The sequence below is a fragment of the Sphingobium lactosutens DS20 genome (assembly GCF_000445105.1).
Lineage (GTDB): Bacteria > Pseudomonadota > Alphaproteobacteria > Sphingomonadales > Sphingomonadaceae > Sphingobium > Sphingobium lactosutens.
Genome location: NZ_ATDP01000008.1, coordinates 1 through 1,003 on the forward strand (window position 1 = coordinate 1; position 1,003 = coordinate 1,003).

Genomic DNA, 1,003 nt, shown 5'->3' on the forward strand with positions numbered 1-1,003 from the left:
AAGCGGCGCATGGCTTGAAGGTCCGTTCGCGATCCGCCCGCGCCGTTCATGCGGCAACTCCGCTGCGGGCTTCGTCAGCGCGGTCCTCGGCTTCGACCAGATGAATGAAGGCGTCTTCCATGGTCGGGTCCGGACGGAGATCGCTTACCGCGCTGCGTTTGAGGGCGTCCGGCGTGTCGAGCGCGATCAGCCGGGCGCGATAGAGCATCGCCACCCGGTCGCAATATTCCGCCTCGTCCATGAAATGGGTGGTGACCATCACCGTCACCCCCTTGCGGGCAAGGCCGTTGATATGGGTCCAGAATTCGCGGCGCGTGATGGGATCGACGCCCGAAGTCGGTTCATCCAGGAACAGCACGGGCGGGCGGTGCATCACCGCGCAGGCCAGCGCCAGACGTTGCCTGACCCCGAGCGGCAGGGACTCCGGCGCCGCCGACAGCCAGGGTTGCAGCCCGAAGATGTCGATCATCTCGTCGATCCGCGCCTGCCGCGCGGCGCCTTTCAGGCCATAGACGCCCGCGGAGAACTCCAGGTTCTGCCGCACGGACAGCAAACCATAGAGCGAGAATTTCTGCGCCATATAGCCAAGCTGGCCTTTGGCAGCACCGGTCGCCCGGCGCAGGTCCAGCCCCACCACCTGCGCTTCGCCGCTGGTGGGTTTGAGCAGGCCGCACAGCATCTTGAAGGTGGTCGATTTGCCGGCGCCGTTCGGCCCGAGCAGACCGAATATCTCGCCCTTGCGGACCTCGAAGCTCACCATGTCGGTGGCGGTGAAATCGCCGAAACGCTTGGTCAGATCGCGGCAGGAGACGGCAACGTCTGAAGCCAGTTCGACCGGCGGCATCCCTTCGGCAAGCGCCGATGTGCCGCCCGGACCGCCGCCCAGAAGATCAATGAAAGCATCCTCGAAGCGGGCAGGCACCGCTTTCAGTTGTGCGCCGACCCGATCGGCGAGCGCGCTAATTTGCTCGGTTCCCGCATCGGCGCGCAGCACCACGCGGAC

The 1,003-nt window shown here is 65.7% G+C and carries 1 protein-coding gene; it reads right to left on the reverse strand.

The window, feature by feature from the left end; translation table 11 throughout:
* Nucleotides 1–46: 46 nt before the first annotated feature.
* Nucleotides 47–1,003, reverse strand: a 957-nt coding sequence (locus RLDS_RS29275) for an ABC transporter ATP-binding protein (protein WP_021224246.1), incomplete at its 5' end; no start/stop codon positions are given.